The organism is Exiguobacterium sp. H66 (genome assembly GCF_018618705.1).
Taxonomy (GTDB): Bacteria; Bacillota; Bacilli; order Exiguobacteriales; family Exiguobacteriaceae; genus Exiguobacterium_A; species Exiguobacterium_A oxidotolerans.
Genome location: NZ_JACSMQ010000002.1, coordinates 421,747 through 446,774, shown reverse-complemented (window position 1 = coordinate 446,774; position 25,028 = coordinate 421,747). Strand labels below are relative to the sequence as shown.

Below are 25,028 nucleotides of genomic sequence, written 5' to 3'. Positions count from 1 at the left end.
TTGCGGGAACAGCGTTTTTTTGTTGCGAAGCAAAGTCGTGCTTATCGTGCAAAAACTGGAATATCGAAGACGGCCGTATAACTGTCCATCTGTTGATAAAGGTTATAGAGTTGGTACGTCTGTTTTACAGCCCAGCCCATGTCTGTTGCATATTGATGGGAACCAGGGCGCGTCGGACTCCAGCGCATTTTGTAAAGCGTGTTTTGGTCGTAGGCATTATGGATGTACTTCGTGCTAATGAACTCCGCACCACCAATGATCGCTGCTTCCGGTGTGAACCAGCCTTGGCTGTATGCGTAAGCTGCGCCAGTGTTGATCGCATCATAGTCATATGCACCGATTCCGTACATGTTGTAGACTTTACGTCCGTTCCATGTCACACCCATCGCGAGTGTCGACGTGCCGTTGCCTGTCTCAAGCATCGCATGCGAGATGAGGTATGCTTCATTGACTGCATATTTTGCACCTGCGTCGATGAAAGCTTGTCCGCAACTTCCTGTCGTACATTTTGCAAAGATGCCTTTTGAACCGATGACTTTATCGAGCGTCGCGGCAGAAGCACCCGTCGACTTCGATAAATCAAGGAATTGATAGAATGATTGTGAGTTACGGTCGACCTTCAATGGATCAGCGATATCACGGACGTCTGACTCGAGTGCATTTAACCACTGGATTGTCGAGTAGTTCGAAGATGAACTGTAGACGCGTGGATACGTCGTATAGAAACCGCTGACGTTTTGGTAGACCTTAATTAAATTGTTTGGTTTGAACTGACCATAGATGTGACTCGCTGTCGTCGCGCCTGAGCGGATGTTGAGCGGTGTCGTCGCTGTGACGCTTGCAAGCGTTCCGTAAACGGGATCGAGTCCACCACCGAGTCGGACGTAACCAGCACTGACATACATGATCTTATTTTTGTACAGATCTGTTTGTGGTGATGGATACAATTTCATTTGTGCACTGATGAAACTGTCGAACGTGTACGGTGTCGCAACTGAATTGTAGACGTTCAATTTCGATGATGTCGTGACGAGTGTGCCATTATACGCATAGCCTGTTTTACCATCGTAGCTGACTTTATACCAGTTTCCGATTTGACCAGTGACGGTCAGGACGATGTTTGCAGGAATCGTCGTTAAGACGTTGTAAGAATCACCGACGTACGAGCGAAGTGACGTAGGCGCAGTTGCTCTTACATACAGCTTGTCTTTTGCCGTGTAGCTGATTGGTGACGTCGCTTGACCGAGTTTGACGTACCCTGTTTTCCCATCGACCGTGATTTTATGCCACTGGCTGTTCGTGAATGTCGTGACGAGTGTCGTCGTGTAGTAAACATTTCCGAAACCTAACGTCGTGACAGTTGTTGCCGTATCATCCGGAGATGATTTGACGGCAATGGCACTGTTCAGCAAGAAGCGTGAACCTGTGATTTTTTTGGTTTCGAGATGCTCTTTCAGTGTAGCGCTCGAAGCATAACCCGTTTTGCCATTGTAAGTTACTTTGACCCATTCACCAATCTGTCCGCTTAGCGTCACGACTGTGTCAGTCGGAATCGTCGTGAGTGTTGCGTATGATGATCCAGCGTACGAGCGAATTGGTGTTGCAGCTGTCGCTTCATACTGGTGTGAAGGTAAGCTGTTATATAAGATCGGTGTTCCTTGATTGATCTTGACATAACCTGTTTGTCCGTCGATTGACATACGGTGCCACTTCTCATCGCGTCCATTCGTGACGAGCTGCGTCGTATAGTAGACGTTTCCAGCCGATAGTGTCTTGATCGTATCAGCAGTCGAATGATGACTTGCTTTGATTTCGACGGATTTCGATAAGATGAAGCGTGAAGAAGACAAGGATTGCTTCGTAATTAATTCCGTCATTGTAGCAGAGTCGGCATAACCCGTTTTTCCATCGAACGAGAGTTTGTACCACTCGTTGATTTTGCCTTTGATCGTTAAGATCGTTCCTGCCGGGATTGCTTTAATGACGTCGTAAGATCCGGCGTAAGAGCGGAGTGACGTCGTTGCAGTCGTCTTGACGTTCAAGTCTTCTGACGCATAAGAGACGGGCGTCCCTTGGTTGACAGGGATGTAACCTGTCTTACCGTCTTTTGTGACACGGTGCCATTTAGCTGAGCCGTTTGTGACGACTTGAGTCGTATAATAAATGTCATCCTTGCTGAACGTCGCGACTGTCGTTGCTGACGATTTTGGTGAAGCTTTGATGGCGACGTCAGTTGAAAGTTTGAAACGGACACCTGATATTTTTTCAGTCGTGACATGATCGGCAAACGTTGAAGCTGCTGCATAACCTGATTTGCCATCATACGTGATTTTGTACCAGCTGCCGATTTGACCTTTAATTGCGATGACCATACCCGTCGGAATCGTTTTGACGGTCGCATATGAAGGACCGGCATAGGAACGAAGTGCCGTCGGAGCAGTCGTTTTTAAGGAGAGATCCGTCAGTGCTTTATAAGCGATCGACGTTCCTTGATTGATTTTGACATACCCAGTCTGACCATCTTTTGATACTTTGTGCCATTGTTCGCCAATCGCGTTCGTCACCAAGTATTTTGTATAGTAGACATCACCTGAGTGGAATGTCGCTTTTGTAGAGCTCGTACTGGATGGGGTCGCTTTAATTTCAAGCGACTTCGTCATCATGAAACGAGAAGAAGCGATTTTAGCAGTCGACGTATACTCAGTGAGTGCCGTCGTTAACACAAAGCCCGTTTTCCCGTTGTATGTAACACGGTGATAGAGACCTGATTTGGCGGTCGATTTGACGAGAGTACCGCTTGGGATCGTCAAAAGCGATTTTTTACTTAAGTCCGTCGCATCATAAAGCGACGTCGTGAGCTTTAATTTGAACGTTGTTTCTTGGATTGTCGTGACGTTTTGTTTAGAGGCGCCAAGGAATGCCTCTTTGTACATATAACCGGATTTTCCGGCATAGGATACTTTGAACCAATCCCCAATGCGACCTGTCGTCTTTAAGGACGTCCCGCTCGGAACGACGAGTTCACGCGGGAAGCCTGTTCCTGCGTATTGACGAAGGCTGTACGCATCGGTCGTCTCATACGTCGTATCCGTCAAACGTTGATAGCTGATCGGATTTGCGTTGAGCGCTTGAATGTAGCTTGTCTTTCCGTCGTACATGACGCGATACCACACTTCACCGTAAGGATTGATGACCTTTTGAGAAGTGTAGTAGACATCGTTTGCATCGAGTGTCGCGATTGTTTTCGCGGTCGTCATCGCAGATTGATGGAGCGTCATCGGTTTTGAAATGGCGAAGCGTTGCCCACTGATCGATTGTTTTTGATAGTAGGGTGTTAAATATTTTGACGCGACGTATCCCGTTTTTCCGCCGTACGTTACTCTTCTGAAATAGCCAGAAGTAGATTCATACGTGGATGAAACGATTGTTCCGGTCTTGATCGTCAACAAGCGTTTCCGGGAAGATGTCGTCCGGTCATACAGATAACTATCTGTAGACAGGCGATAAGTCGTCGCTTTCGTCGTGGCGGCCTCAGGTGCTTTAGTATACGTAAACATTACGCCGAGGACCATGATGAAGCTGACGAGCATCTTCAAGGTTTTCGTGAATAGTGTCGTGTTCAAAGAGCATTTCCTCCTAGTTAGAATTCGTCCGGGGACGTTTCAGGCTCTAGGGTGTCGATTCTAAGGTGTAAGATAAGTGTTCCTATCTCTACTATCGACAATAAAACATTTATCTAAAGTAAAATTAGAATTTTTTTGAAAATAGGGGTTTAGATTTTTGAAAAACCCTTCTGTTTGTAGAAAACAGAAGGGAATGATTGTTAGAGGTCCAATTGAGCGAGGAGTTCGTCGAGGTTTGTCGTCGGTTGATCGCACGTAAAGTCGTGGCACAGATAGGCTGTCGGTTGACCCGCGATCAACTGGTAGTCTTCGATAAATGGAGCGATTTCCAGTAGTTCTGCTTTTCGGCCGACGAGAAGGGATAACTCCGGGTGACGGCGTTTGAAGAGGCGCCGGAGATACGGTTCGACCTTCGTCATGTCGTCTGCTAACACAATCAATTCTTGAGGTTTCATCATGATACGGCAATAGACGCTCATTAATGAAGCATAACCGGTCGGTTGTTGCTTGATCTCTTCCGCGACCGATTGAAGGATACGGTGCGCTGTCTCGAGGTAACGCGAGTCTCCCGTCAGTTGGGAGAGGCGGAATAAGTTCAAGGTCGCCGTGCTATTACCAGCCGGTGTCACACCGTCATAGACTTCCTTCGGTCGAATCAACAAGTGTTCTGCTTCTGACGCCGTGAAGAAGAAGCTGCCGGACGGATCGCCGAACGCTGGAAGCATGACATCCGTCAGGTGACGAGCCTGTTTAAGGTACGATACTTCTTGCGTCGTAAGATGAAGCTCGAGATAAGCTTCCGTGAGGAAACTGTAGTCGTCGAGAAATCCTCTGCCTTGAGCGCGTCCTTCTCGATAGCTGACGCGTAATCCACTACCATCGAATAAGTGGTGCTCGATGAAGGTGAGCGCGCGTTTGGCAACGGTCGTATAATGCGGGTTTCCTAAAATCCGCCCTGCTTTTGCAAAAGCGGAAATCATTAACGCGTTCCATGACGTCAAAATCTTATCATCCCGAAACGGTCGAGTTCGATGCGCGCGGTGTGAAAAGAGTTGTTGCCGTTCGTGTTCAAGTTGGCGCACGACATCTGCGACGGGGCGTGCTACTTCAGCAGCGAATGCGTGGAGATCTTGATTTGAACGATGAAACACATTCCGTCCTTCGAAGTTCCCGTTTGGTGTTGCACCGTAATACCGCGGGAAGAAGGCTTCTTCACCTAGCAGTTGTGTCAGCTCATCATAGGAGAAACTATAAAAAAGTCCTTCGTGACCGTCACTATCCGCATCTTCTGCCGAGTAGAAAGCACCTTCGTTCGATAACAGGTCACGTTCGACATACGTGAAGATTTCTTCCGCGTACTGTTTGAAGCGGTCATTCCCGGAAGCTTGATACGTCTCGAGGCAAAGGGTCGCGAACAAGGCATTATCGTAGAGCATCTTTTCAAAATGGGGAATCATCCAAGCGGCATCCACGGTATAACGATAGAGGCCGAAGCCGACTTGATCGGTGATGCCGCCGTCACGCATCGCAGTCAGCGTCCGCATGACCATCTGGAGTGCCGTCTCGTCTTCCGCGTACTGGTAATAATCGAGCAGGAACGTCAACAGGGACGGAGACGGAAATTTCGGTGCACCGCCAAATCCGCCATGCGTGACATCGAATTGACGCATCGCTTGATCAAATGTTGTGTGTAACAGTTCCTCATCCAGCGTGCCGTGCTGCTTGACCGTGCTGACATCGAGCAACGCCTGTTCGATTTGTGTACCGACCCGATTAATTTTTTGTGGATCCGTTTGATAGTGTTCGCTCAGCTGAAGCAGGACTTGTCGGAAACTCGGACGGTTGAACTGGGGTGTCTTCGGAAAATACGTCCCAATATAAAACGGAACTTGTTCCGGCGACATGAAGACGCTGAGCGGCCACCCTCCTTGACCGGTCATGATTTGGGCTGCCGTCATGTAGATTTGGTCGATATCCGGCCGTTCCTCCCGGTCGACTTTAATCGAGATGAAACGATTGTTGAGCATCGTCGCCGTTTCGTCATCCTCGAAACTTTCGTGGGCAAGGACGTGGCACCAGTGACAGGTCGAATACCCAATCGATAAAAAAATCGGTTTATTTGCTGTCCGGGCGGCAGTGAAGGCTTCTTCTCCCCACGGATACCAATCAACCGGATTGGAAGCATGTTGTTGCAGGTAAGGGCTTGTTTCGTGAATCAACCGGTTTGTCGGCATAATGTGTACCTCGTTTCTTCTATATTATTTGTATCTTTACGATAGCGATTTCTAAGGTCTGTATCAACTTGATTTAGTCAAAGAGATCTAGAAATGAAAAAAAGATTGACTTTGTAAAATATTTTGTGTTATATTAAGAAATGTCATGAATCGGGGATGATCACTCATGTGAGAATCTTTAACCCACAATACACAATTTAATAATCAGGTCAGGATTTTTAGACCTTAACTGACAATAGAGTCAGACATAAGTCATCGCTTTTATTTTGTCCTTCTTCTTTAGGGAAGAAGTTGACCCAGCAAGATAAACCTTCCATTCGATACTTTTCAGCTCATCCGAGCGAAACTCTAAAAATCCCAGTAAATGCGTAACCTAATACGCAACTTGATTCTTGCTAAAACGCTTGATTCAGCTGGCGCGGCCAAGGAGCCGTAACAACGAAAGAGAGGTAGGGCTTTCGTCGTTTCAGGTGTTTTGATCACCTGTGTCCTCGATTCCACTGACAACTAATGTAAAAGAAACCAACACGCTGAGAAGGCGTTTTTTTTATGCCCTTTTTTAACCTGCTAACGGTGGGAAGACATCCATTGACGAGAATGACTCCAAAAGATAATTATAAAAAACGAACGATAAAAATTTGTAAGCGATACCATTATTATCATTTACGAAGGATAACATGTTTTTTTACGAAAAATATACACCTTTACAAATTATTTCTGATATTATAAAGAAGTGTCAGAAAATTAAATAGGGGGTCAACATCATGAAATACGGAAGTACGTTTGGTAAGTGGGCATTGGTCGGAGCATTAACAGCAGGTATTCTTCCGCAGGCAGGCATCATCGTAGGGGCAGAGGGCGAAGGCGTCATCCTGTCAGAGTACATAGAAGGATCGAGCAATAACAAAGCGATCGAGATTTACAATGGTTCGGGGCAAATCATCAATCTCGCTGACTACACACTCGTACAGTATACGAATGGTGGACCGTCTGAATCAAAAATCACGCTTTCCGGAACGATTGACCCGGGGAAAACATTCGTCATTGCAAACTCAAGTGCAAATGCTGACATTAAAGCAAAAGCACAACAAACGACAGGATCACTGAACTTCAACGGTAACGATCCCGTTGCCCTGAAAAAAGGAGATGTCGTCCTCGACATCATCGGACCAGTCGGTTCAAGTGCGGATTTCGCGAAAGATACGACGCTCGTCCGTAACGCAAACGTGACGACCGGTTCAAAAACATATGAACCGTCACAATGGACAAGCTTCCCGGTCGATACATTAACAGATTTAGGATCACATAAAGCAGAAGCAGGCGATATTCTCGTTGCACCAACGGCTGACCCGGTCGGTGAAGTCGAGCGTGGTGATAAAGTAACACTTACAGGAGAAGGGACGATTCACTATACAGTCGATGGATCAACACCGACAGTTGAAAGTCCGGTTTACTCAGAGCCGATCACAATTAATGAGGAAATGACGATTCAAGCAGTCGTCGTCAAGAATGGTAAAACGTCAGCCGTTTCGACGTTCAAATATTACATCGCACCACCCATCACGAAAATCAGCAGTATCCAAGGAATTGCACATTTGTCTCCATACGCCGATCAACTCGTCCGGACGACAGGTGTCGTCACGTATGTCGTGGATGCAAATAACTTCTACATGCAGGATCCGAATCCGGATAATAACAGTAAAACGTCTGAAGGTATCTTAGTGTATTCGAAAAACCACGGAGCAGCAGTCGGACAAAAGGTCGCGACGACGGGTTACGTCAAAGAATGGATTTTAGGCGGGTACAGCGATAAGTTCGATACCGATCTGCCCGTAACGGAAATCAGTGCCGTTAACCTCGTCAAAGGAGCGCTTAACGAAGGGCTACCTGCAAGCATCGTCCTCGGTGGGGACGGCGTCTTGATTCCGACGGATGTGGTCGATAACGATGCGTTCGCGAACTTTGATCCGGAAGAAGATGCAATCGACCTGTATGAAAGTGTCGAAGGGATGCGTGTCGCACTTCCGAATGCCATCGTCACAGGTCCGCAAGCAAACCGGACGATTCCGGTCCGGACGCAAACAGCAGACAAAGTCTACACGAAACGCGGTACACCAATCTTGACGGCAGACAACGTCAACCCGGAACGTCTCTTCGTCGAGATGGGCAGTTCGTCATACCGTGCGAAATCAGGTGACCGTTTTGAAGGAACGATTGAAGGGGTCATGAGCTACAACTATTCTGCTTATAAAGTCTTGTCAAAAGCAGCTGATCTTCCGAAACTCGTCACGAGTGAAATTGATCGTCAACCGACGAACATCGAAACAGGAGAGTCACGTTTGACGGTCGCATCGTATAACGTCGAAAACTTTGCTTCGACAGCAGACGCCGGGAAAGTTGATCGTGTCTCGGAAGGGATCGCGACGTTCCTTAAAACACCGGACATCGTTGGTTTGACAGAAATGCAAGATAACGATGGTGCAGTTGATAGTGGAACCGTCGATGCATCCAAATCATTTGAAACATTGATTGCCGCAATTGAAGCGAAAACAGGTGTTAAATATGCGTATACAGACATCGCACCAGAAGATAAAAAAGATGGCGGGCAGCCAGGCGGAAACATCCGTGTCGGCTTCTTGTACAACCCGGAGCGCGTTTCACTTGCCCCAGGTAAAAAAGGTACGGCGACGGAAGCGGTCTCGGTCGAAAACGGCAAGTTGACGAGTAACCCGGGACGGATTCAACCGCTAGACCCGAACTTCGCAAGTTCACGGAAGCCACTCGTCGGGGAATTCCTCTTTAAAGGAGAGTCGTACCATGTCATCGTCAACCACTTTAACTCTAAAGGTGGCGACGGAGCAGACTTCGGTAAAAATCAACCGGTCGTACGTAAGAGCGAAGTACAGCGTCATGCGATTGCGACAATCGTCCAAGATTTCGTCAATGAACTCGAAACAGAAGTCAAAGACTCGAATGTCGTTGTTCTTGGTGACTTGAATGACTTCCAGTTCTCGAAAACACTCGATATTCTCAAAGGGAAAAATCTTTGGAACACGGTCGATGATCTTCCGAAATCAGAACGTTACTCGTACGTCTATAATGGTAACGCACAAGTACTCGATCACATCTTAATCTCGAAAAACTTAAAATCGTATACGTCTTCTGACATCGTCAACATCAACTCAGATTACATGGAAGCAGACGGAAGCGCGAGCGACCACGATCCGGCAATCATTTCGATTCAGGGGATGGAAAGCGCAAAAGCAGTTAATGGTAAAGCAGAAATTGGGAAATGGCGTGCTGTTCAAAAAGGAAAACATATCTTCATCGAGCGTAAACTTGCAGGAAACTGGGATAAAGCAAGTGAGACACACGCTGATCAGCAAGGTGAACTTCTTGAGCTACGTGTTTCTAAAGACCGTCCTTACATCAAGGTGAAAACGAAAAAAGGAAATACGGTTTGGTTAGAATTATCGAATGGGTATAAATTGAAAGAAACAGATAAGTATTAAGTAAAGAGGCTTAAAAGCGGACTTAGCGGTCCGCTTTTTTTTGCGTTCGGATAAAAAGAGATAGGAAGGAAAGGGTACTGATTGAAAAGGTGAGGAGCAAGGCGGTTTCAAGAGGAAGGATCCGGAACATGTACATGAAGTGGATGATGATTAAGGTAATAATCGTGGCAAGACCGACGATAAAGTTCTTCCGTAATAAGTTTCCGACACCGGGGACGAGCAGTTCGAATCCGAAACGTTGGCTATAGTGAACTTCGTCATGTGCGTTCGCGAGACTAAAGGAGACCGTCAACACAACGAGAATCATCCAACCTGAAAACAAGTACTGCTGAATCGCGAGAAACGTAATCGATTCATAGATAAAGTAGAGAAGAATCATGGCATACTCCTTTTGATGGATATTATATGGGCAAACTCGTATTTTTTTTCCTTACGATTCCTAATATTAGCTAGGTGATGGAAGAACGGCAATAAGATTTGCAAAGAATGAAAATAAAAGAATGTTCACACATTTCAACAAGAGGGAAAAATAGTTCATTTTCTGTACGATAATGAAATGAGAATGGCTTCAGACTAAGTTGTCAGACCTTTAGAGGCGATGTTGCTAAAATGTGTCTGTATTGTGAACGAGTCGAATGAATCATGTGATTTTCTTAGAATGGATACTCTGACTGTTCGAACGGTTCAATTTCTTTTAAAATAAGGGTAATGCAAGAAAGAAGGGGGCGGACCAGCAGGATGAAAAAAGTATTAGTCCTCGGGGTAATAGCATTTGCTTTCTTTGGTTGCGAAAGCGTTCCAATCGAACAAGCGGAGGCGGAGTACCCGAAAAGTGGGGGAAAGCTGATTGACGCATATACAAGTGAGTACCCGGGATACAAGTGGGAAGTCAGACGGACAGCGACAGAAGAGTTTGTCGCACTGACGAAAGACGGGAAAGATTACGGGAAGTATCGTTTCCGGGATGGCGTGACGACGCAAGGCGCGACGTTAAATAAAGATACGGAAGCGACGCTTGCGAAAAAAGGTTGGAAGGTCGTCAAGTCCTATCGAAAGGGAAATACGAACTACATGTTGAACCTTGATCACGCAGCCGTCTATGAAAAGAATGATAACTACGTGACGTATTTCTTTGATCAATATGATAAAAATCGCGTCAAAGCAACACTGGCGATTCCGAAGGACGTCGAAGCGAAAAAAGAAGGGTTCTACGGTGCTGCTTCAAAAGCGTTGCGGACGACGGATGAGAAGTTGATGTTACGCTTGATGAACTGGGAACGTGCCGAGTACAAGAAACCAGCATTGTCACCGTATACAGCATTAAAACCGGTCACGCGCGGACACAGTGAAAACATGGCGGAGAATAACTTTTTCTCGCATACGGATCCTGAAGGCCGTGACCCGTTCGACCGGATGAAGGCAGAAGGCATTCGCTTCTCGATGGCGGGTGAAAACTTATCGATGGGGTATCCGAATGTCTTCGCTGCCCACTGGGGATTGATGAACTCAAAAGGGCATCGTGAGAATATCATGCAAAGTGGTTTCAAACAAGCGGATGTCGGAGTGGCGTTTAGAAAAGATGCACCGTACTTTACGATTAACTTTAGAACACCGTGAAAATAGCACAAACTAAAGTAAAGCCTAGGTTCTCGTCAATGGGAACCTAGGCTTTTTGGTTTGTCTTGAGTCCCGGGAAACGTGATATCTTACGAATCAAAAAACGTAGGTGGTTGATATAAGTGGTACGAAAGATTCTTACTTCCCGTGCTTTCCTCGGGCGAGGCGCAAGCCGTTGCCTCTTTCCCTTACAGGTCAAGATGCAGGGTCTCGCCTGCCTCTGACAGCGCAAGCGAGCCTTGCGCTTTTTCCCGTAGGAGTCACGTGGAAGCAAATCTTTTTAGGCTTTCTAATGGAAGAAGACCTGAGAAAGGCTGCGATTCGGGAAGGCGGAGCGACGAGTAACAGAGATACTATCGAAAAAACGGACGGCCCACCCCTGTTGTTAAAAGGAGATGGAGCCGTCCGGTTCTTTTTTATATCATTTATCTTCGGGGGGTAGGCAAGACAAAGGTCTTTCTGTAAAAGTGACACAGACACTGTCACTCAATTCGCCCAGTCCGGTTTGCTGAATCCTTTGAATGATTTTTCAATTACATCATTAAAAGCATCCGATTGGACGACGGCCGTCAAGTCTTTTGCAAGTTGTTTATCTTGATCACTTGTTTTGACGGCGACCAGATTACGGTACTGCTCGTCCATCGTCTCGAGTGCGAGTGCATCGAGTAAGTCAAATTTCGCAGCGAGGGCAAAATTTCCCGGGACGGCTGAAATATCCACACTTTCGACAGCGCGTGGGAGCTGCGCTGCTTCAAGCGGTTTGATGACGAGTTTTTTCGGGTTTTTGACGATATCTTTTTCGGAAACAGTCAGTGGATCGGCGTCTGCTTTTAGTTCGATCCACCCTTGGTCGGCGAGCAGGTTCAAAGCACGTGCCTGGTTCGTCGGGTCATTGGGTGTTGCGACTTCAGCACCTTCTTTGACATCGTCCAACGTCTTATAGGACTTGCTGTATAATCCCATCGGTGCGGTTGGGACAGTGATCAGCCCTGTGAGATCGAGATTTTTTTCTTTCGCAAACGTTTTTAAATAAATCGAGTGCTGGAACAGGTTGGCATCGATATCACCGCTCCCGAGGGCAAGGTTCGGTTGAATGTAATCACTGAATTCGACGATTTCGACGTTGTAGCCTTTCTTTTCGAGTCCCGGTTGAATCGCTTCTTTGACCATATCGCTATACGGACCACTCGTCGCCCCGATTTTGATGGACTTCGTTTCTTCATTTGCACTGCTGTCACCGCATCCAGCTAAGATGCTTGCTCCTAATAATCCTGTTGCTAAAAAGACATAGCGTTTTTTCATCGTAATCTCTCCCTTGCGTTCTCTATTTGTAAGTTATCGTTTATCGGCGACACGTGCGAACCGGTTTCCGAGTGCCTGAATGACTTGAATGATGACGACGAGCACGACGATCGTCATGATCATGACGACGTTATCGTACCGGTAATAACCGAACCGGATCGCGAGGTCACCAATTCCGCCGCCACCGACGATCCCTGCCATCGCTGAGAATCCGATCAGGCTGATCAAGGTCAACGTCAAGCCTTGAATGATTCCGGGCAATGCTTCCGGAAGGAGAACACTGATAATGATGCGAAGCGGTTTCGCCCCGCACGCTTCTGCTGCTTCAATCAAACCGGGCGGAATCTCACGGAGTGAGGTTTCGACGAGTCGGGCGAGAAACGGAATCGCGGCGACGCTCAAGCTGACCGAGGCGGCAGCAGGACCGATCGTCGTCTTCGTGATGAGTTGCGTCAATGGAATCAAAGCAACGAGTAGGATGATGAATGGTAACGAGCGGACGATGTTGATGGCGAAGTCCAACGTCGTTCGAATGAAGACGTTTTGGAAAAAGAGTCCGCGGTCGGTGATGAATAATAAAATCCCGAGTGGAATTCCGATGATAATGGCGAAGGCGAGTGAAATGCCAACCATGAAGGCCGTCTCTCCGAGTGCTTTCGTTAAGTCGGGAAGCATTGTCGTAAACCGGTCAAGCGACATCTTGAATCACCTCGATTGCGTGCAACTGTCCCTCGAGCCAGGTTAAGGCACGATTCACGTGCAGTGTCGGTCCCGTCAAACTGACGATTAAGACGCCAAACGCGACGTCCTGAATGTAGTCGACCTTCCCATGTAGGATGCTGACTGCGATATCGAATTGTTTGATGGCTTCAGATAAGGTACTCTCACCTGTTTTTTCACCCATGAACTGAAGTCGAATGACTTTGCCGGGTGTCGTCCGTAAAATCCGTTCCGGTAACTCGATTTGGAGTGCCGTATCGACGTAATGTTTTGTGACCGGATGTTCGGCTTGACTAAATATGGCGTAAGTCGAAGCGACTTCGACGACTTCACCGTGCGCCATGACGGCAACGCGGTGACAAATTTGTTTGACGACGTCGATTTCGTGGGTGATGAGGATGATCGTCAAACCGAGCCGGGCGTTCAAATCTTTCAGTAAATCGAGAATCTGGAGCGTCGTCACGGGATCGAGCGCTGATGTCGCTTCGTCACAGAGTAAGATGTTTGGATTGTTGGCGAGCGCTCGTGCGATGCCGACGCGTTGTTTTTGTCCACCACTGAGTTGGCTCGGATAGTTCGTCTCGAATCCTTCGAGTCCGACGAGTGCCGTTAATTCTTGAATCCGTTTCGGGAACTCACGCCGTTTGACACCGGCAGCCTTTAAGGCGAACGCGATATTGTCGGCAACGGTGCGGGACTGAATCAGTTGAAAGTGTTGAAAGATCATACCGACCCGGAGACGGAGTTTGCGGAGAGACGTTTTGGAGACACGTGATAGATTGGCTCCGTCTACTATGACCGTACCGCTCGTCGGTGTCTCGAGTCCGTTAATCAACCGTAAGAGTGTACTTTTTCCGGCGCCGGATTCACCGATGATGCCGAAGATTTCCCCTTGTTCAATCGTTAAGTTGACATCGTTTAATGCAAAAATCGGTGTGCGGTCACGGACAAATTGTTTTGTGATGTGTGCGAACTCAATCATGATGTTTCCCTCCCGATACAAAAAAATCGCTTTTTTCCAGTTAGAGAGCAACCAGAAAAAAGCGACGAAGTGTAGAATTTCGTAACTTATCTCTCAGAACAAAAGAAGTTCTGTAGGATGTGGCACCGTTCCATTACTGGTGGTTGCCGGACGTCGTTGGGCCTAATCCCTCGGTCGCTCTCGATAAGTAGCTATGCTGTTGGGATTTACTTTAACGGAAATGATTCCCATCTGTCAAACGTTTTTTCAGAATTATTCGGCAACGGCGGTTTGGAACAACTGAAGGGTCCCGATTCGTTTGACGGCCTCGACGAGCCGGTCGACATCGGCAATCAGACTGATTCGGACGTAGCCTTCACCATACGTACCGAAGAAGTGACCCGGTGTCACGGCGACGTGCGCTTCGTCGAGCAGATGATCGGTGAAGCTTTGGGACGTGAAGCCGGACGGAACAGGGAGCCAGACGAAGAACGAACCACCCGGAACCGGTCCTGCCCAGCCGATTTCGTTTAAGGCACCGAACAACGCATCACGTCGCGTCTCATACAAGGCACTCAGTTCACGAACACATGTCTGATCGCTTGAAAGTGCGACCGTCGCTGCATGCTGGATCGGTGTGAAGGCACTGACGTAAAGGTGTTCCTGGTATGTTTCGATGCTCGCGATGACGGACGGATTACCGATTGCAAAGGCAATCCGGAAGCCGGACATGTTGAACCGTTTAGAGAGTGAAAACAACTCAATCCCGACATTCTTAGCGCCTTCCGTCTGGAGGAAACTCCGCGTCGGACCATCGAAACTGATCCCGCCGTACGCTAAGTCATGGACGACGCAAATGTCATGTGCATCAGCGAACGCGACCGTCTGTTCAAAAGCCGCTGCCGTCGCTGTCGCACCGGTCGGATTACTCGGATAGTTGAGGAACAACATCCGGGCTCGTTCGACGTCAAGCGAATCGAGGAGATCATAGTCAGGCAAAAAGCTATTTTCAGCGAGAAGCGGAAGCGTGATCGGATACGCACCGGCAAGTGCTGCGCCCGATAAGTAATCCGGGTAACCAGGGTCCGGGACGATGACCCCTTCACCGGGATTGACGATCGTCTGCGGAAGGGCGACGATGCCGGCCTTACTTCCGAGTAAAATCGCGACTTCTGTCGCCGGATCAACCGACACGCCAAATTCTGATTCATAAAAATTAGCGACGGCCTGTTTTAAGAAATCATGTCCGCGAAACGGGGGGTACTGGAGATTACTTGCATCATCGATGGCTTGTTTTAAAGCATCGAGAATATGTACGGGTGTCGTTTGGTCCGGCGTTCCTTGACCAAGGGTGATGACGTCGTGTCCTGCGGCTTTGACGGAACCGATCCGTTGGGCAAGTTCTGCGAAGACGGGATCGGGCAAGCGATCGATGGCGATCGATGGGGCGAAATGTTTCATCTCTGTTCCTCCTTCAGGTATTGTCGTCAAGAATAGCGAATTTTCAGTCAAAATGAAAGAGGTTTTTTAAAATTCCTTAAAAATTAGAAGAACATTCCAATTTCAGACGATGTTCTTGATACACTAGACAAGTAATCGATCGACTACTAGACGGGAGATGGAAAAGATGAATCGGACCTGGTGGAAAGAAGCCGTCGTTTATCAAGTGTACTGGCGGAGTTTTAACGACTCGAATGGAGACGGGATGGGGGACTTGCGGGGCGTGATCGAAAAGCTCGACTACATCGCCTCACTCGGGGTGGATGTCATTTGGCTTAACCCCTGTTATACATCACCTGATATCGACAACGGTTACGACATCGCTGACTATTACGGCATCATGGAGAAAGCCGGCACGATGGCAGATTTGGACCAGCTGATTGAATCGGCGCATGCGCGCGGCTTAAAAATCATTCTCGATCTTGTCGTCAATCACACAAGTAATCAACATCACTGGTTTGAGGAGTCGCGCCGTGATCAAACGAATGATAAGTCAGATTGGTACATTTGGCATGACGGGGAAAAAGAAACACCACCAAACAATTGGCGGTCGTATTTTGCGCCGAGTCCATGGACATGGGATGAAGGACGGCAACAGTACTATTTTCATTCGTTTGCTTCAGAACAACCTGATTTGAACTGGGAACAGCCTGCCGTCCGTCAAGCTGTCTACGCGATGATGCGATGGTGGATCGACCGAGGCATCGATGGTTTCCGGATGGATGTCATTAACTTGATTAAAAAACGAGCGGCGTTTGACGATGTGGAGGATCCGTTTGACTTGTCCTACTTAGGCAATCAACCGGGAGTCCATGAATTTTTACAGGAGATGCATCAGGAAGTTCTTGCGGGGAAAGACTTGTTTACGGTCGGGGAGATTCCGTTTGTCGGTCCCGATGACGGGCTGTTATATGTCAGTGAAGAACGTCAGGAGTTACAGACGTTGTTTCATTTCGAAGTCGCCGATGACATGGAAGAAATGGACCTACTGCGGTACAAACAGATTCAAAAACGGTGGTATGATGCGCTGTACCCGAAAGGCGTCGCTTCACAATTTTTGAATAATCACGATCATACAAGACAAGTCACGCGCTTCGGTAGCGAGCGCTATCGTGTCGAGAGCGCCAAATTACTCGGCTTGATGTTACACACGTTACCGGGTATCCCATATGTCTATCAAGGAGAAGAAATCGGGATGACGGGTATTCGTTTCTCGGATGCTTCTCTGTACCAAGACGTCGCCTTCCGTAATCGTTACGAGGAGCGCGTCGCAGCGGGAGAGCCGAGTGGCACTGTCTTGTCATCGATGCAGCTACGGGCGCGGGATAATTCGCGGACACCGATGCAATGGGATGATAGCCGGACAGGCGGATTTACGACAGGGACACCATGGATGACGGTCAATCCGAACTATAAAACAATCAACGTGCAGGCAGCTGAACAGGATCCGCAATCGGTTCTCGCTTTTTACCGGGAGTTGATTCAATTACGAAAAGAACATCCTGTCATGGTGTATGGCGTGTATCGTGATTTGGCGATTCAGGATCCTTATCTTTACGTATATGAACGGGAATTCGCAGGCGTGACGTGGCGAATCGTCTTGAACGTCCATGATGAACAGGTCGAAACGACATTCGCCTTACCGAATGAACAGTTACTTCTCTCGAACTATGAAGAGAGTGCAAGTGAGATTTTACAGCCCTATGAGGCACGTCTGTACCAAACGAGTCGGTGAAATAGTGAAGGGTCTCATCTTAGGAAAATACAAGAAAGTGACACGCTAGAAAAAGTGCCGTGGTTTTGAGGAACATTCTGATTAATGGTCATGACAAGGGTTAGGTCCCGCTGATTTCGAACGGACTGATGAAAAAAGAAGGAGCTGACTCAAGAGTCGCTCCAATATCAATCAGAGTGACAGACGGTTTTGTTATCCTCACCGCGAATCGCGCTACCTTTTCCCACAGGGGTCGAGGATGAACATTCCCGTCCTCCATTAAGCAAATGGCCGATGACCCACTTTTGACGGGATCATCGGCCATATCTATACAAATGTTTATTGTTTCAGATAGTTGAGTGTTTGACTGAGATACGTATGGAAAAGTCCTGATTCCTTTTAATCGAGAGTGGTTCCCGCTTTTGAATCAGACCCTTTGAGCATGTAGAAAAACTTGTGTGAGAAGTGAATACGCTATGTCTAGATGCGATCAGTTCCTCGTCTCGTCTTCAAAGCGACAGGGGCGCGACCGATTGCTTTTTTCGGTTTAATGCGATTCAAGGCGGATTGCGCTCTAAATCGGCTGCATGACTTGTCTATACTTGCGCTACGGTCTAAAAAAGCGTCACGTTTCGTTGACTCCTACGGGGAAAGTGCGTTTTTAACGCACTTTCAGAGGTCGCCCGAGGAAAGCAACGAAAAAAGACGCTTTGATCTCCCGCACTTCCTGCTTTTTAAGCGAGACAAAGGGTTCGGTAGATTGTTGTGGGATCAGCGTTTTAACCATTGTTCAAACCGATCGACAGCTTCACGCATTTCATAGCTCGGTGCGAGAACGAGAGGACCATGTCCAGTCGCAAGGATGTCGGGCGTCAGTTCCGTCAATTGATGGGCGGACTTCAAGGCGACGTCTTTATCCCAAGTCGCGAGAGCAGGGAACGGGAACTGCCAGCGCGTATCGCCGGAAACAGCGATTCCACCTTGTGTTTGGAAGGCATCTCCGGCAATCAACGTCCGACTGCCTTCATGCCATAAGGAAATCGAGCCCGGGGTGTGCCCGGGAGACGTAATGACGCTCAGGCTTCCGACTTGTTGGCCGCTTTCAAGCAGACGGTCTGGTCGTGTCTTGATGTTTTTCGGGATGCCCCCTTTTAAGGGTGTCGTCTCTCCTTCACGAAGCGATTCGTCACCGCTAAGAAGCGCTGCGTCGCGGTAACTGATTGCCACTTCGGCGAGTGGAAAGGCATTCGCTAAGAAGTCGAGTGAACCGACATGATCAGCGTGGGCATGCGTCAAGATGATGGAACGTAACGGTTTGTGATGGGACTTGATGACGCGATGGATTGCTTTGGCATTCAGTGAAATCCCGGTATCAATCAAGGTCAAGCTATCGGCTTCTTCAAAAAGGTAACAGTTGACCGGAAAAAAAGATGGTGTCGTCTGTAATTGATGGAGTCGTTCAATCGTTGAGATTCGCATAGCGTTTCACTCCCTCGTTAAAATAATCGTCGATACTTTAGTATCACCTGTTTTAGTACAGACGTCTACAAAAAAACTCCTCGACTGGACCGAGGAGTAAACAAAAATTAATACGTGACTTCGAAGACGGCACCAGCATGCGCAGAATCGTCTCCATCTGCCGCTGTCGTGACGAGCAGACGATCTTCATAAGCGATTGGGCACGTCGGATTTGCAACCGGGAAATCGATGTGTGCGAGCTTCTCACCCGTTTCAAGATTCCAACGTGTGATGCAAGAACCGGCATAATGCGCGATGAAGACATGTCCATCCCGGTCTTTCGTCATGCCGTCCGGAAAACCATCTTCTTCTTCTAAATCGATTGCTACGCGACGATTCGTCAAGGGTTGATCGGGTGCATAGTCAAAGGCGTAGACTTTTTTAGTCGGTGTGTCGATATGGTACAGTGTCGTTCCATCCTCTGACCAGACGAGACCATTTGAATTCGTGAGTCCATCATGCAAAACATCGATTGAGCCATCGTGACGCAAACGGTAGAGACTGGCCGTTTCCCCGTCCTCTTCATTGATGCTACCGGCTACATACTGTCCAGATGGATCGAGTTTACCGTCGTTCATCCGATCCGAGTCGGGCATCGTCAACTTCGTTTCGAGTGAGAGATGACCTTCTTTCAGATCGAATGTTCCGAAACCATGTTCTGAAGTCACCCGGAGAAAATCAGGGGCATCGGTTAAAGCGATTGAAGTGATCGCGCTCGGGACTTGGAACGGCTTCAAGGCCTCGGTCGTCAAATCATATGAAAAGAACAGCTTGTTTGGAATGTCAACGAAATAAAAGCGTTTCGTTTTGGCGTCATAGACAGGCGATTCGCCTGTTTTGCATGCTACATCAATAAAAAGTGAGACTGTCATATATGTTCCTCCTACGTGTGGTCTTGCTTGAATCAATCAAGTGAAGATAAATTACCATTGCTATCTTAATGAAGAGAGCGATATGAGTCGTTTGTGTCGTGATCTAAAATGAATCATAGTATCCACAGTAAATGTACCTGTTTTACTTTAATCTAAAACGTCCGCTCGAAAATTCAATCGATTCTATTAAAAAAGGTCTTCAGCTCGGAAGTTTACCGAAATGAAGACCATCCTTTAAATTAACGGCTTTTGACAAGAAGACTGACAGCTTCCTTAACTAAGTCTTCTGTTTGTCCCTCACCACTGGCTTCAGCCTCTTTGACACATTCAATCAAGTTTGAGCTAACGACGACACCAATCGTCCGGTCCATTGCTGACCGTGCAGCGGATAACTGAGTGATGACGTCACGACAATCTTGACCTTCTTCCATCATCCGTAAGATACCGCGCAGTTGTCCTTCAATCCGACTGACCCGATTTTTCATCTTTTGATCGTAATCCATTCGTTTTCCTCCATTCTAAGGTGCAACACGTATTCTCGATACCTTCATGCTATGCCCATCATGGTATTTCTGTCAATTCAATCGATTTTTCAGCTATATTTTTTGATAGAACAGGGAATATGGATGTGGTGGAGAAAAATAATCAAAATAACGAAAGAAAACTAAAACGATTTTGCGTCAGCTTGCGTATACTATATGATAAGGCTGACTAATCACAAGGGGGAGAAGGATGCATACTCAATCCGATGAATCGCTTTATCATCAGATGCGTGGAGGAGATGAACAGGCTCTTGAAACGTTATATGATAAATACGAGAGGCTGTTGTTTTCATTCGCACATCGCTTTACGAACAACGATCGATTATCTGAAGAAGTTATTCAAGAAGTCTGGATGAAGATATGGAATGGACGTGTTGACTTCAATACGGAGAAAGGAAAGTTCTCTTCGTGGGTGTTGACGATTACCCGAAATGCTGCGCTTGATTGTTTGCGGCGTGAAAAGCGACAACCGACAATTGAAATTGAAGAACGAGACGGTGGGTTTGATGAACCGGTCGAACGAACGGTCGTCGAACGGGAAACGGCTTCTGAAGTACGTGAAGCGGTCCAAGCATTGAAACCGGAGCAACAAGAATTAATTGAGCTCGTCTATTTTAAAGGGTTAACGCAACAACAAATCTCAGATCAGCTCGAATTGCCCCTCGGAACGGTGAAGACGAGGATAAGGAGTGCGATTCAAGCGTTACGAAAATTATTGGAAGGGAGGGAACGTTGATGGAAGAACGTTGTCATGATTTAATTGATTACTTTAATGGAACGTTATCTGCAGCCGATCGAGACGCGTTCGAAGCACATCTTGCGACTTGTGACGACTGCAAGCAGGCGCTACAAGAAATGGAAGAATTGATGCTTCCCATCGCGGAATCACTTCCAGAACGACCGGTACCGGCTGGGATGAAATCAAGAATCTTAGGAGAAGTCCTTGCTTCGTCAAACGAGACGGATCTAGAACCTCCTAACATTGTGAAAACAACACAGCCGACACCGGAACATGCCTCGGAACTCGAGACAAAACGTGCGAAAAAGCAAACGAGACGAAAAGTCCCACTCGGTTGGTTAATGAGCATTGCAGCGGTTCTCTTATTATCGCTTGGAGCGAACGCCTATTTCTTAGCGCAAGATGAACCAGAACAAACAGAAGCGTTAGCGCTGGATGAAGTGAATGGCATGGGAAACTTCGAGAGTACGGCTTCGATTCAAGGATCGAGCATGATCTTTACGAAAGACGATAAAGAATACATGCTCGTTCAATTGAAAGACTTGCCACCGCTTAAAGAAGGCGAGTTGTATCAGATGTGGACGATTCAAGGCGATCAAGTGCAGGCGAACGGAGTCATCGAACAAGATGGTCAAGCAGCAGCAGTCTTTGCACTCAAAGGCAGTGGCAAGATTGATGCCGTCGCAATTACGGTCGAACCTGAACCAGATTTAGAACAACCAACCGGAGCAGTCATTGCATCCGCTACACTATAAGAGAAGAAATGTCGAGGGATCCACAAATGTGGGTCTCTTTTTTGTATATTTCGTCCAAAATAGTCGAAAAACACATCAAACTGTTTGAACTACCTCCACCTACTCTTCGCTTAGAGGTGGAGAATTCCTGAGTGATCCGACCTAACGGTCGAAAATTGATCAGGCTAACTCCGTCGTCCCGACGGTTGAAGAAGCTAAGAGGCGTTCAGCTTCTTGTTTGAGGTTCAGTCCTGCGTTCACATCGCGGTCGTGATGGATGCCGCAACTTGGGCATGTCCATTCACGTAAGCCAAGATGTTTCACGTCTTTGTGTTGATGTCCGCAACTGGAACACAGTTGACTAGAGGCGAAGGTCTTGCCGACTTTCACGACGGGAGTTCTTTCGAACAAGACCCGTAGGACAGTCCTTTACCTGTCGCTTTATATGTCTCATCCCACTTCGCTAAAAAGTGGTTGAAGACGAAGCGCGAACAACCGATCGTCTTCGCGATCAGGATTTCCTGCTCTTTTGTCGGGTAGATTCTGAATGTGTAGGCCTTGTGAGTCAACATGATGTTCACCTCCTTACAACGGATATACCCGAAAGAGAGGGGGCGATTCATCTCCCACTTTCACTCGGGCTTCACCCGAATTGTTTAGAATTGGGCGTATTCTCGCCTGATTTTGATAAAAATTCGAAACAGTACTGAAAGAAATGACGAATTAAGACGATACTAATAGGAATGTCAGTCAAAAAGAGAGGCACTTACACAATGAATGAATGGATCATACTACCGAAACACTATGAAGAGGCACTGGTCATCCTATCGGTTATCGTCGCCATTGTCGGATCCTACGCCTCGCTTGAACTCAATCGACGCTTGGCTAAAGCGACATCTTTAAGAAAACGAACACTGCTTCTTTCATCATTGACGATGGGGTTATCGATTTGGGGCATGCACTTTATTGGAATGGGTGCATTCGAATTATCGGTCGCGGTCAATTATGACTGGGTCCTGATGTTACTCTCGGTCGTACCCGCGATCACGGCTGCATGGATTGCCTTTTATTTATTATATTATTCTGCGATTACGCGTAAAAAAGCCGTGCTTGCAGGTTCACTCATCGGGATTGGAATTACAATGATGCATTACCTGGGGATGGCCGCGATGCAGTTTGGGGGAGATATCCGTTATGACACCGGCATCTTCACTCTTTCAGTGTTGATTGCCGTGACGGTTGCCTATGTGGCGCTATTATTGCTTTATATGACGCGCCATGTCGACAAAAAACGCATTTTAATCCCTGTCGCGACATTGATGGGCTTAGCCGTATCAGCGATGCATTACGTAGGCATGCTCGGAACGACATTTTGTATCCCGGCTGATTCCACTACCGTTTTATCAAATGACCCGATCACGTCGAACATCTTGAGTGAAGTGGCGATTCCAATCTTTATTTTAATCATCTTGATTACGGGACTCTACATCCACTTGGAACGACGCGCACTTCAAATGATGGCCTATACGGACCATTTGACGGGACTGCACAATCGGCGCTGGCTTGACCATCACATGATGAAGGTGGATGGACAATACAACCGCTCGAAACAAACGATGGCGATGGCGTTGATTGATTTAGACGGCTATAAGTGGATTAACGACACATTCGGTTTTGATCAAGGGGATACGATCATTCGTCAGTTTGCAGATCGGATTAAAGAAATCCTCGGCGAAGAGGAAGCCTGTATCCGCTACAACGGAACACAATTTTTCTTGATTAAACAAGTCGATACGGAACAACTTGAGGGTTCATTTAATCAGGTGCTCGAGCAAATCCGTCAACCGATGCTCCTTGAAAATCAAGAGATTCATTTAACTGCGACGATTGGTGTCATCTTGCCGAATCCGGAAGAAACGTTAGAGATGCGGATTGGTCAGATGGAGAGTGCCTTACGGGCTGGAAAAAATGAAGGGCGCGATCGGTTTGTTTTATATGATGAATTGATTCACTCGGATCGACGGGAACAGTTGATTGTCGGTTCACTCCGAAAGGCGATGACCGATTACAAAGAATTTAATCTCGTCTATCAGCCGAAGATTGCGTTAGCGACAGGGAAGGTCGAACAAGCAGAGGTCCTGATTCGGTGGAACCATCCGAAACTCGGCTTCATCTCACCGGCCGAGTTCATTCCGATTGCTGAAAAGTACAGTTTGATTCATCGACTGACGGAATGGGTCTTGAAGGAGACGGTTCACCAGATGGAGTTGTGGAAAAAGGAGGATCATTTCATTCGTCAAGTGTCGGTCAACTTATCAGCGATGCACTTCCGGTCGGAGTCTCATAATTCAATGATTAAAGAGATTGTCCATCATTCACTCGAACGCGGGGGAGAGCTTCATCTTCAACTCGAAATTACGGAGACCTCTGTCATGGAAAACTTGGAACGGGCCCTGATGATGCTTGGTGAACTGAAACAGTTGAGTCTGACGATTGCTTTGGATGACTTCGGAACAGGGTTATCTTCACTGACCCACTTGAAGCACTTACCAATCGATATCTTAAAGATTGATAAATCGTTCATCGATGAGGTTCCGCATGACGAGCGGGGCACGGCCATCACGGAAATGATCATTCAATTAGCGAAAAGTCTCGGAATTGAGGTCGTGGCGGAAGGTGTCGAAACACTCGAACAGCACGAATTTTTAAAACGCCTCGGCTGTGATTATGGACAAGGGTATTATTATAGCCGTCCGATGAACGTCAAGGACTTGGATCAGCAGACGATTGAGCGCACAGTACGTGATGTCGGCTAAAAAAATGTTGTTTTTTAAATCCAATCACGGATTGGTTACGTAAGCTAGATAAGCACGCCGGCATGATGCGTGCGAAGATATGGGGGACGAAAAACGTATTGGTAGTAGGTTGATCGGGAGGAAAAACCTACTCGACTCGTGTACGATGCAGACAGAACTCTAGTACATTTTATAGATGACCGTGACTCTGTAATCAACGCAGCCTCTGTCTGTCCAACTATTACAAAAGGCAGCTTCCACAAGGGAGGCTGCCTTTTTTGTACTTACCGATTCGGTGTCAACTGACAGCCGGTATGATCGGTCACAAGAACATTCGTATTGAAGTATTGTCCGTCGCTTTTTAAAATCAGTGATTTTGATTCTTCTTTATAATCGAGTGTCATGTCTTGATCGAGAAAGTGACTCGACCAACGTTTGACGAGGACGGGACCGACATTTGAATCAATCGTCATATCTTCGTCAGTCGCCGACTCGACGAAACGGATACTGAAGATACCGGAGTTTCCACAACCGCATCCTTCTGTGTCGTAATAAAGATGAAGCTGTCCTTTGATGTCACCGCGCAATTGTTCAATCCGGTCAAGTGCGGGACCTGTAAATGTGATGTTCATGACAATCACTCCT

17 protein-coding genes, 2 pseudogenes and 1 riboswitch are annotated in these 25,028 nt (G+C 47.3%); of the genes and pseudogenes, 6 read left to right on the top strand and 13 right to left on the bottom strand.

What is annotated here, in order from left to right; translation table 11 throughout:
• Positions 1-41: 41 nt before the first annotated feature.
• Together KNP88_RS05525 and KNP88_RS05520 are read right to left on the bottom strand one after the other, a co-directional pair.
• Entirely contained in the window at positions 42-3,623 is a 3,582-nt protein-coding gene (locus KNP88_RS05525) for an SH3 domain-containing protein (protein WP_214892710.1), read from the bottom strand.
• A gap of 200 nt (positions 3,624-3,823) precedes the next feature.
• Positions 3,824-5,857 carry a thioredoxin domain-containing protein gene (locus tag KNP88_RS05520; protein WP_214892707.1) on the bottom strand — a complete coding sequence of 678 codons (2,034 nt, stop codon included), beginning with the start codon at positions 5,855-5,857 and terminating at the stop codon, positions 3,824-3,826.
• A gap of 764 nt (positions 5,858-6,621) precedes the next feature.
• Between KNP88_RS05520 and KNP88_RS05515 the strand changes: the two genes are divergently transcribed.
• Complete coding sequence (locus tag KNP88_RS05515) at positions 6,622-9,369, top strand: chitobiase/beta-hexosaminidase C-terminal domain-containing protein (protein ID WP_214892705.1); 2,748 nt, start codon at positions 6,622-6,624, stop codon at positions 9,367-9,369.
• Between the two features lie 22 nt (positions 9,370-9,391).
• On the opposite strand, the gene KNP88_RS05510 is transcribed toward KNP88_RS05515, so the two are convergent.
• Entirely contained in the window at positions 9,392-9,748 is a 357-nt protein-coding gene (locus tag KNP88_RS05510; RefSeq protein WP_159173107.1) for a hypothetical protein, read from the bottom strand.
• 359 nt (positions 9,749-10,107) lie between these two features.
• Here KNP88_RS05510 and KNP88_RS05505 point away from each other — a divergent pair, with 359 nt between their 5' ends.
• On the top strand, positions 10,108-10,986 hold the full coding sequence (locus tag KNP88_RS05505) for a CAP domain-containing protein (RefSeq protein WP_214892703.1): 879 nt from the start codon (positions 10,108-10,110) through the stop codon (positions 10,984-10,986).
• 486 nt (positions 10,987-11,472) lie between these two features.
• Here KNP88_RS05505 and KNP88_RS05500 read toward each other — a convergent pair whose 3' ends face one another.
• The 4 genes from KNP88_RS05500 to KNP88_RS05485 form a co-directional block, all read right to left on the bottom strand.
• The gene (locus tag KNP88_RS05500; protein WP_214892701.1) at positions 11,473-12,288 is read right to left on the bottom strand and encodes a MetQ/NlpA family ABC transporter substrate-binding protein; all 816 of its coding nucleotides are present in this window, start codon (positions 12,286-12,288) and stop codon (positions 11,473-11,475) included.
• Positions 12,289-12,321: 33 nt separating this feature from the next.
• Positions 12,322-12,987, bottom strand: a complete 666-nt coding sequence (locus KNP88_RS05495; protein ID WP_214767083.1) for a methionine ABC transporter permease — start codon at positions 12,985-12,987, stop codon at positions 12,322-12,324.
• Positions 12,977-13,990 carry a methionine ABC transporter ATP-binding protein gene (locus KNP88_RS05490; protein WP_214892698.1) on the bottom strand — a complete coding sequence of 338 codons (1,014 nt, stop codon included), beginning with the start codon at positions 13,988-13,990 and terminating at the stop codon, positions 12,977-12,979. Before KNP88_RS05490 ends, KNP88_RS05495 begins: the two co-directional genes overlap by 11 nt.
• Positions 13,991-14,073: 83 nt before the next feature.
• Positions 14,074-14,180, bottom strand: a riboswitch (SAM riboswitch).
• 62 nt (positions 14,181-14,242) lie between these two features.
• Positions 14,243-15,430 carry an aminotransferase class I/II-fold pyridoxal phosphate-dependent enzyme gene (locus tag KNP88_RS05485; RefSeq protein WP_214892695.1) on the bottom strand — a complete coding sequence of 396 codons (1,188 nt, stop codon included), beginning with the start codon at positions 15,428-15,430 and terminating at the stop codon, positions 14,243-14,245.
• Positions 15,431-15,596: 166 nt separating this feature from the next.
• On the opposite strand from KNP88_RS05485, the gene KNP88_RS05480 reads away from it, so the two are divergent.
• Positions 15,597-17,204, top strand: coding sequence for an alpha-glucosidase (locus KNP88_RS05480; protein WP_214892692.1), 1,608 nt, complete (start codon positions 15,597-15,599; stop codon positions 17,202-17,204).
• A gap of 750 nt (positions 17,205-17,954) precedes the next feature.
• Here KNP88_RS05480 and KNP88_RS05475 read toward each other — a convergent pair.
• The 3 genes from KNP88_RS05475 to KNP88_RS05465 form a co-directional block, all read right to left on the bottom strand.
• Positions 17,955-18,662: an MBL fold metallo-hydrolase gene (locus tag KNP88_RS05475; protein WP_214892689.1), complete on the bottom strand. Its 708-nt coding sequence runs from the start codon at positions 18,660-18,662 to the stop codon at positions 17,955-17,957.
• 107 nt (positions 18,663-18,769) lie between these two features.
• Positions 18,770-19,573, bottom strand: a complete 804-nt coding sequence (locus KNP88_RS05470; protein ID WP_214767090.1) for an SMP-30/gluconolactonase/LRE family protein — start codon at positions 19,571-19,573, stop codon at positions 18,770-18,772.
• Positions 19,574-19,812: 239 nt separating this feature from the next.
• On the bottom strand, positions 19,813-20,076 hold the full coding sequence (locus KNP88_RS05465) for a metal-sensitive transcriptional regulator (protein WP_088837854.1): 264 nt from the start codon (positions 20,074-20,076) through the stop codon (positions 19,813-19,815).
• Positions 20,077-20,305: 229 nt separating this feature from the next.
• Here KNP88_RS05465 and KNP88_RS05460 point away from each other — a divergent pair, with 229 nt between their 5' ends.
• The gene (locus KNP88_RS05460) at positions 20,306-20,851 is read left to right on the top strand and encodes an RNA polymerase sigma factor (RefSeq protein ID WP_088837853.1); all 546 of its coding nucleotides are present in this window, start codon (positions 20,306-20,308) and stop codon (positions 20,849-20,851) included.
• Positions 20,851-21,609 carry an anti-sigma factor gene (locus KNP88_RS05455; protein WP_214892686.1) on the top strand — a complete coding sequence of 253 codons (759 nt, stop codon included), beginning with the start codon at positions 20,851-20,853 and terminating at the stop codon, positions 21,607-21,609. The genes KNP88_RS05460 and KNP88_RS05455 overlap by 1 nt, the downstream gene beginning before the upstream one ends.
• Positions 21,610-21,768: 159 nt before the next feature.
• Here the strand turns inward: KNP88_RS05455 and KNP88_RS15620 are convergent.
• A pseudogene (locus KNP88_RS15620) lies at positions 21,769-21,981 on the bottom strand (zinc ribbon domain-containing protein); the annotation flags it as partial.
• A 2-nt stretch (positions 21,982-21,983) separates the two neighbouring features.
• Positions 21,984-22,160: pseudogene (locus KNP88_RS15615) on the bottom strand (helix-turn-helix domain-containing protein); the annotation flags it as partial.
• Positions 22,161-22,361: 201 nt separating this feature from the next.
• Between KNP88_RS15615 and KNP88_RS05445 the strand changes: the two are divergent.
• Entirely contained in the window at positions 22,362-24,404 is a 2,043-nt protein-coding gene (locus tag KNP88_RS05445) for a putative bifunctional diguanylate cyclase/phosphodiesterase (RefSeq protein ID WP_214892683.1), read from the top strand.
• 263 nt (positions 24,405-24,667) lie between these two features.
• Here the strand turns inward: KNP88_RS05445 and KNP88_RS05440 are convergent, their stop codons facing one another.
• Complete coding sequence (locus KNP88_RS05440) at positions 24,668-25,015, bottom strand: iron-sulfur cluster biosynthesis family protein (RefSeq protein ID WP_214892680.1); 348 nt, start codon at positions 25,013-25,015, stop codon at positions 24,668-24,670.
• Between the last annotated feature and the right edge of the window lie 13 nt (positions 25,016-25,028).

Bases quoted from the DNA above. Each gene is read 5' to 3' on its own strand.
- KNP88_RS05470 (WP_214767090.1), bottom strand. From the start codon at position 19,573: ATGACAGTCTCACTTTTTATTGATGTAGCATGCAAAACAGGCGAATCG.
- KNP88_RS05465 (WP_088837854.1), bottom strand. From the start codon at position 20,076: ATGGATTACGATCAAAAGATGAAAAATCGGGTCAGTCGGATTGAAGGA.
- KNP88_RS05440 (WP_214892680.1), bottom strand. From the start codon at position 25,015: ATGAACATCACATTTACAGGTCCCGCACTTGACCGGATTGAACAATTG.
- KNP88_RS05510 (WP_159173107.1), bottom strand. From the start codon at position 9,748: ATGATTCTTCTCTACTTTATCTATGAATCGATTACGTTTCTCGCGATT.
- KNP88_RS05480 (WP_214892692.1), top strand. From the start codon at position 15,597: ATGAATCGGACCTGGTGGAAAGAAGCCGTCGTTTATCAAGTGTACTGG.
- KNP88_RS05515 (WP_214892705.1), top strand. From the start codon at position 6,622: ATGAAATACGGAAGTACGTTTGGTAAGTGGGCATTGGTCGGAGCATTA.
- KNP88_RS05460 (WP_088837853.1), top strand. From the start codon at position 20,306: ATGCATACTCAATCCGATGAATCGCTTTATCATCAGATGCGTGGAGGA.
- KNP88_RS05505 (WP_214892703.1), top strand. From the start codon at position 10,108: ATGAAAAAAGTATTAGTCCTCGGGGTAATAGCATTTGCTTTCTTTGGT.
- KNP88_RS05520 (WP_214892707.1), bottom strand. From the start codon at position 5,857: ATGCCGACAAACCGGTTGATTCACGAAACAAGCCCTTACCTGCAACAA.
- KNP88_RS05495 (WP_214767083.1), bottom strand. From the start codon at position 12,987: ATGTCGCTTGACCGGTTTACGACAATGCTTCCCGACTTAACGAAAGCA.
- KNP88_RS05475 (WP_214892689.1), bottom strand. From the start codon at position 18,662: ATGCGAATCTCAACGATTGAACGACTCCATCAATTACAGACGACACCA.
- KNP88_RS05455 (WP_214892686.1), top strand. From the start codon at position 20,851: ATGGAAGAACGTTGTCATGATTTAATTGATTACTTTAATGGAACGTTA.
- KNP88_RS05485 (WP_214892695.1), bottom strand. From the start codon at position 15,430: ATGAAACATTTCGCCCCATCGATCGCCATCGATCGCTTGCCCGATCCC.
- KNP88_RS05500 (WP_214892701.1), bottom strand. From the start codon at position 12,288: ATGAAAAAACGCTATGTCTTTTTAGCAACAGGATTATTAGGAGCAAGC.
- KNP88_RS05445 (WP_214892683.1), top strand. From the start codon at position 22,362: ATGAATGAATGGATCATACTACCGAAACACTATGAAGAGGCACTGGTC.
- KNP88_RS05490 (WP_214892698.1), bottom strand. From the start codon at position 13,990: ATGATTGAGTTCGCACACATCACAAAACAATTTGTCCGTGACCGCACA.